Here is a 6,489-nt window from a genome sequence, read left to right on the forward strand (position 1 = left end):
GACAACACAGGCTTTGCTCCCATGACAGATCGTCCCGTCCCATTGCCGACCATGCGGCAGGTGTCCCGCGACACGCTGCAGGATCAGGTCTATCGGCAGATACGCGAAGCATTGATGAGCGGGCGCTTCCAGCCCGGCCAGAAACTGACCATTCGCGGCCTCGCCGACGCGCTGGGCTCAAGCCCGATGCCGGTCCGTGAAGCGCTGCACCGCCTGAGCGCGGAAAATGCCTTTGAAGTCACCGAAACCGCCCGCTTGCGTGTGCGTTTGATGACGCCCGAGCGGCTGCGTGAAATTCGTGACGCCCGCGTGGCGCTGGAAGGTTTGCTGGCGGAGAAGGCGGTGGCGCTGATCACCGATGCCGATCTGACCCAGATCACCGCGCTGTGCCAGCAGATGCAGCACGCCGCCGACACGATCGATGTGTCGCGCTACCTGTGGACCAACTTCGCGTTCCACCGGCGCATCTACGCGGTGGCCCAGGCCGAACTGACCGTGGCTGCCGTCGAGAATTTCTGGCTGCACATGGGGCCGTGCTTCGCCCTTGTCGCACCGGACAAAGGGCACCTGCAGCGCTCGATGCAGGCCCACGATCGTATCGTCCAGGCCCTGGCCGCCCGTGATGGCGCCGCAGCGCGGGCAGCGGTCACTGACGACATCATGCAGGCCGCCGATTCGCTGGCGCGCCTGCTCGTCAACAACGACCGTTCGCGGTCGTCTGCGCAAGGAGTAAAGAAAGCATGAGCGTTCTCAATCGACTGATTCCCTACAGCGGCCTGCGCGTGCTGATTTCCGGCGGTGCCGCCGGGATCGGCGAGGTACTGGCCGCCGCTTATATCGAAGCGGGGGCCAGGGTGCATGTCTGCGACGTCAGCGAAGCGGCGTTGGCAGCGTTTCGCGACCGCTATCCGGGTGCTGTCGCGACCCGCGCCGACGTCAGCGATGCCGCGCAAATCGAGGCGGTATTTAAGGTTCAGCGCGATCAGTTCGGCGGCCTCGACGTGCTGGTCAACAACGCGGGAATCGCTGGGCCTACTGCCGGTATCGATGCGATCAGCGACGACGACTGGCAGCGCACCATCGATATCAACCTCACCGCACAATACCGCTTCGCCCATCACGCCGTGCCGCTGCTCAAAGACTCGCCCAACGCGCATCTGCTGCACATCGCCTCGGTCGCGGGGCGTTTGGGTTATGCATGGCGCACACCCTATGCGGCCACCAAATGGGCCATCGTCGGGCTGATGAAATCGCTGGCCTCGGAGCTCGGCGAAAGTGACATTCGGGTCAATGCATTGCTACCCGGCATTGTCGAAGGGCCGCGCATGGATGGCGTGATCCGCGCCCGTGCCGAACAGTTGAACGTGCCCGAAGCCGAGATGCGTCAGGAGTACCTGAACAAGATTTCCCTCAAGCGCATGGTCACCGCCGAAGACGTCGCTGCGATGGCGCTGTTTCTCTGCTCGCCCGCTGCGCGCAACGTGACCGGCCAGGCCATCAGCGTCGATGGCAACGTCGAATACCTCTGAAAAAACCGCGGTGCAATGGCTCCCGACTACCGAGCCGGCCGAACCCCGGAACATTCTCATCAAGAACAAGAATGGAGAACACGCATGTCCAAAAAACGCCCGGTCATCATTACCTGTGCCGTCACCGGGGCGATTCACACGCCTTCGATGTCGCCGCATTTGCCAATCACGCCGCAGCAGATCGCCGACGCCGCCATCGGTGCAGCCGAAGCGGGAGCGGCCATCGTTCACCTGCATGCCCGCGATCCCAATGACGGCCGCCCGAGTCAGGACGTCGATCTGTTTCGCCAGTTTCTACCGCAGATCAAGGCCCAGAGCGATGTGGTGATCAACATCACCACCGGCGGTGCGCCGACCATGGGCGTCGAGGAACGGTTGCAACCGGTTGCCCAACTGAAACCCGAACTGGCCTCGCTGAACATGGGTTCGATGAACTTCGGCCTGTATGAAATGCTCGATCGCTTCACCGAGTTCAAGCACGACTGGGAGCGGCCGTATCTGGCGGAAAGCGACGACCGCATCTTCCGCAATACCTTCCGCGACATCGCCCACATCCTTAACGCCTGCGCGGAAAACCGCACGCGTTTCGAAATCGAATGCTACGACATCGGCCACCTGTACACCGCTGCGCACTTCCTGCAACGGGGCCTGCTCAAGGCACCCATTTTCATTCAGTCAGTGTTTGGCCTGCGTGGCGGTATCGGTGGGCATCCCGAAGACCTGGCGCATATGCGCCGCACGGCCGACCGCTTGTTCGGCGATGCCTATGAGTGGTCGATCCTCGGTGCCGGCCGTAATCAGATTCCGCTGGGCACCATGGGGCTGGCAATGGGCAGCAACGTGCGCGTGGGTCTTGAGGACTCGCTGTGGGACGGGCCGGGCAAACTGGCGGCCTCCAATGCCGATCAGGTCAAGCGCATTCGCACGGTGATCGAGGCGTTGGGCGGGCGGGTCGCTACGCCCGACGAAGCCCGCGAAATGCTTGCCCTTAAAGGCAAGAACCAGGTCGATTTCTAGGCCTGCGGTTGCTTCAACGACAGAGCGCGGGCCTTGAGGGGCGCGCGCTCGACTCCGGCATCAACTCCCACAACAACAAGACAGGGGTGAGTCCATGCGTATCGATATCGTCGTGGATGTGAAAACCACGCTGGGTGAAGGCCCGGTCTGGGACGCAGAGCAGCAGCGGCTTTACTGGATCGACAGCTTCGACGGCCGGGTGCTGCGCTGCACCGGGGACGGCCGTGAGCTGCGGGCCTGGGATGTCGGGCAGAAGATCGGTTCCATGGCCCTGCGTCAACGCGGCGATGCTGCCATCGTGGCCCTGCAGAACGGCCTCTACAGCCTTGACCTGCCCACGGGCGAGCTCGAGCTGATCGTCGATCCCGAGCCAGGGCATCCGCATAACCGTCTTAACGACGGCAAGGTTGACCGCCACGGGCGATTCATCTTCGGCTCCATGGACACCCAGGAAGACCAGGCCAGCGCCAGGTTGTATCGCCTGGACCCTGACATGAGCCTGCACACTCTGGACGAGGGCATCATTGTCTCCAACGGGCCATGTTGGAGTCCAAACGGCCAAATCTTCTACTTCGCCGACACCTGGTCGGGGGAAATCTGGGCCTACGACTACGACAACGGCACGGGGGCCGTGAGCAATCGGCGCACGTTGGCCAGGGTCGACACCTCGGGCGGTGGCGCGGCGGACGGATGCACCGTGGATGCCGAGGGCTGTCTGTGGCAAGCGCTGGTCTACGCCGGAAAACTGGTGCGCTACACGCCGGACGGTCAGGTCGACCGCATTGTCGAGATGCCGGTGAAAAAGGTCACCAGCCTGACCTTCGGCGGCCCGAACCTGGACACGCTGTACGTCACCTCGATGGCCAGACCCCCGCTGCCGCGCTTCCCTGAGGACGGCCAGCAGCGTGGAGCCCTGTTTGCCATCACCGGCCTGGGCGTGAAAGGCATCGCAGAACGGCGCTTCGCAGGCTGAACGCGGCCGGGGCCGATGCACCAGGGCCGAGCTACCAGGGACTGAGCCACCAAGGACGACACCTTCGCTGAGCAGGGCGTGTGCGGCACGCCTGGAGATTTCATGAACAATAATAAAAACGCCTCACTGGGCAAGATTCATCGCTACTCGTGGGTATCGCTGCTGGTGTGCTGGATCATCTGGATCCTCAACGCCTACGATCGTGAAATCGTGCTGCGGCTGGGGCCGACCATCTCCAGGCACTTCGACTTGTCGGCCGATCAGTGGGGCACGGTGGCCACCGTGATCATGCTGGCGCTTGCGGTACTCGATATTCCCGGTTCGATCTGGAGTGATCGCTACGGTGGTGGCTGGAAGCGTGCGCGCTTCCAGGTGCCGCTGGTGCTGGGTTACACCGCCATCTCCTTGCTTTCCGGCTTCAAGTTTCTCAGCGGCCACCTGGCTTCGTTCATCGCATTGCGCGTGGGGGTGAACCTTGGCGCGGGCTGGGGCGAGCCGGTCGGGGTCAGCAACACCGCCGAATGGTGGCCAGTCGAACGTCGTGGGTTTGCCCTGGGCGCCCATCATACCGGCTACCCCATCGGCGCAATGCTTAGCGGGATCGTTGCCAGTTTCGTGATCGCCACATTCGGCGAGGAAAACTGGCGCTATGTGTTCTTTTTCGCCTTTGTCGTGGCATTGCCGACCATGCTGTTCTGGTCGCGTTATTCCACCGCCGAGCGTATTACCCGGCTGTATGTCGACATTGCCGCCAAAGGCATGACCGCGCCGGACAGCACGCCGTCGCCGAACGTCAAGGGGCAGGCTTGGGCGACGTTCAAGGCGACCCTGGCCAACCGCAACATCGCGCTCACCGCAGGCAATACGATGTTGACCCAAGTGGTGTACATGGGCGTGAACATCGTGCTACCGGCCTATCTGTACAACATCCTCAACCTGTCGCTCGCCGAATCGGCGGGGATGAGCGTGGTGTTCACGCTGACCGGCATTCTCGGCCAACTGATCTGGCCGTCGCTGTCGGACATCATCGGTCGTCGGGTGACATTGATCATCTGCGGGCTGTGGATGGCGGCCAGCGTTGGCGCGTTTTACTTCGCCAACACCATGCTGATCATCATTGGCGTGCAGCTGCTATTTGGCCTGGTCGCCAACGCGGTGTGGCCGATCTATTACGCGGTCGCCTCCGACTCGGCGCAACCATCGGCAACATCGACCGCCAACGGCATCATCACCACTGCGATGTTCATCGGCGGTGGCGTCGCTCCAGTATTGATGGGCAGCCTGATTAGCGCCGGGGGTGGCTGGACGAGTCTGAGCGGCTACACCGTGTGTTTCTTCGTCATGGCCGGTTGTGCCCTGGCGGGCGCGTGCCTGCAGTTGTTTTCCCATCGGCCCGAAACCTTGCTGGCGCAGCCGAGCGTCTGACCCTTCGTGCCCTGGCCGGTTACGACGGGCGGGGCATTCATCTGTTGCCAGTTTTCCAGAGGTTCGTGCAATGACAATGACAAAAACGCCCGAAGCGCCGTCTTTACCCCGTGACGCGGCAACCCTGAACAAGCTGTTGTTTGCCAAACTCATGCCGCTGCTGATCGCCGCGTACGTGCTGAGCTTTCTTGACCGCACCAACATTGCCTTGGCCAAACACCATCTGGACGTTGATCTGGGCATTTCGGCAGCGGCCTACGGCCTGGGTGCCGGTCTGTTTTTCCTGACGTATGCGGTGTCGGAGGTGCCGAGCAACCTGATCATGCACAAGGTCGGCGCGCGATTCTGGATCGCCCGGATCATGGTGACCTGGGGCGTGATCTCCGCAGGCATGGCGTTCGTTCAGGGCGAGACGTCCTTTTATGTGATGAGGCTGTTGCTGGGGATTGCCGAAGCCGGTTTGTTTCCCGGTGTGATGCTGTACCTGACCTATTGGTTCGGCCGTGAACAACGGGCGCGTGCCACCGGGTATTTCCTGCTGGGCGTGTGCCTGGCGAATATCGTCGGCGGGCCATTGGGGGCGGCGCTGATGCAGCTCGATGGCGCGTTCGGCTGGCGTGGCTGGCAGTGGATGTTCCTGCTCGAAGGACTGCCGGCGGTGTTCTTCGCCATCGTGGTGTGGAAGAAGCTGCCAGACCGGCCAAGCAAGGCGTCTTGGTTGAGTGCCGCCGAGGCGCAACAGATCGAGATGCAACTGGCCATTCAGGCGCAGGAGGGCGCCGGGCAGAGCGGTCACGCGTTGAAACAGTGCCTGGCGCCGCAGATTCTTTTAGCGATCTTCGTCTACTTCTGTCACCAGATCACGATCTACACGGTCATTTTCTTCCTGCCCGGCATCATCGGTAAATACGCCGATCTAAGCGCGCTGCAGGTGGGTTTCCTGACGTCGCTGCCCTGGTTGGCCGCGGCAATCGGCGCCATTGCCTTGCCGCGCCTTGCCAGTACTGCGCAGCGTTCGCGACGCATGCTGGTCGCTGGCCTGTTGACCATGGCCATCGGGTTGGGCATCGCCTCGCTGGCCGGGCCGGTCATCAGCCTGCTGGGGTTCTGCATTTCGGCGCTGATGTTTTTCGTCGTGCAGTCGATCATCTTCCTCTACCCGGCCTCACGCCTCAGCGGCGCGGCATTAGCCGGCGGGCTAGGGTTGGTCAATTGTTTGGGCCTGCTCGGCGGTTTCGTCGGGCCATCGGTGATGGGGCTGATCGAGCAAAGCACCGGCAATGCGATGAACGGAATGAAGGTCATCGCCGTGGTGCTGGTCGTGGCAGCGATTGCTGCGCTGCGTTTGCGTCAAGGGCATGAGCAGGAGTTACACCCGACAGCAGTGAAGGGCGTGCGGCAGTCGGTGTGAATCCGTCGCATCGGTCAGACACCCGTTTGCTTTTGATTCCGGCCGCAGGCCGGCTACGAGGACGATGCGCAGAAACCATGTGTGCTTAGATTCTGGTCCTGGATCGATTGGTTGCTTTGATTCTGGCCGAAGGC

At 62.3% G+C, this 6,489-nt stretch carries 6 protein-coding genes; all 6 read left to right on the top strand.

Annotation, left to right across the window (positions count from 1 at the left end):
• Nucleotides 1-21 precede the first annotated feature (21 nt).
• Entirely contained in the window at nt 22-744 is a 723-nt protein-coding gene (locus B3I26_RS24285) for a GntR family transcriptional regulator (protein WP_296261460.1), read from the top strand.
• Nucleotides 741-1,529, top strand: a complete 789-nt coding sequence (locus B3I26_RS24290) for an SDR family oxidoreductase (RefSeq protein ID WP_296261461.1) — start codon at nt 741-743, stop codon at nt 1,527-1,529. Before B3I26_RS24285 ends, B3I26_RS24290 begins: the two co-directional genes overlap by 4 nt.
• Before the next feature lie 84 nt (nt 1,530-1,613).
• Nucleotides 1,614-2,546: a 3-keto-5-aminohexanoate cleavage protein gene (locus B3I26_RS24295; RefSeq protein ID WP_296261464.1), complete on the top strand. Its 933-nt coding sequence runs from the start codon at nt 1,614-1,616 to the stop codon at nt 2,544-2,546.
• 94 nt (nt 2,547-2,640) lie between these two features.
• Entirely contained in the window at nt 2,641-3,519 is an 879-nt protein-coding gene (locus B3I26_RS24300; RefSeq protein ID WP_296261466.1) for an SMP-30/gluconolactonase/LRE family protein, read from the top strand.
• A gap of 102 nt (nt 3,520-3,621) precedes the next feature.
• Nucleotides 3,622-4,944, top strand: a complete 1,323-nt coding sequence (locus B3I26_RS24305; RefSeq protein WP_296261468.1) for an MFS transporter — start codon at nt 3,622-3,624, stop codon at nt 4,942-4,944.
• A gap of 70 nt (nt 4,945-5,014) precedes the next feature.
• The gene (locus B3I26_RS24310; protein ID WP_296261470.1) at nt 5,015-6,355 is read left to right on the top strand and encodes an MFS transporter; all 1,341 of its coding nucleotides are present in this window, start codon (nt 5,015-5,017) and stop codon (nt 6,353-6,355) included.
• Nucleotides 6,356-6,489 lie beyond the last annotated feature (134 nt).

It is taken from the genome of Pseudomonas sp. UBA5706, assembly GCF_002419965.1.
In the GTDB taxonomy this organism is placed as follows: Bacteria; Pseudomonadota; Gammaproteobacteria; order Pseudomonadales; family Pseudomonadaceae; genus Aquipseudomonas.

Bases quoted from the DNA above. Each gene is read 5' to 3' on its own strand.
- B3I26_RS24285 (WP_296261460.1), top strand. From the start codon at position 22: ATGACAGATCGTCCCGTCCCATTGCCGACCATGCGGCAGGTGTCCCGC.
- B3I26_RS24290 (WP_296261461.1), top strand. From the start codon at position 741: ATGAGCGTTCTCAATCGACTGATTCCCTACAGCGGCCTGCGCGTGCTG.
- B3I26_RS24295 (WP_296261464.1), top strand. From the start codon at position 1,614: ATGTCCAAAAAACGCCCGGTCATCATTACCTGTGCCGTCACCGGGGCG.
- B3I26_RS24300 (WP_296261466.1), top strand. From the start codon at position 2,641: ATGCGTATCGATATCGTCGTGGATGTGAAAACCACGCTGGGTGAAGGC.
- B3I26_RS24305 (WP_296261468.1), top strand. From the start codon at position 3,622: ATGAACAATAATAAAAACGCCTCACTGGGCAAGATTCATCGCTACTCG.
- B3I26_RS24310 (WP_296261470.1), top strand. From the start codon at position 5,015: ATGACAATGACAAAAACGCCCGAAGCGCCGTCTTTACCCCGTGACGCG.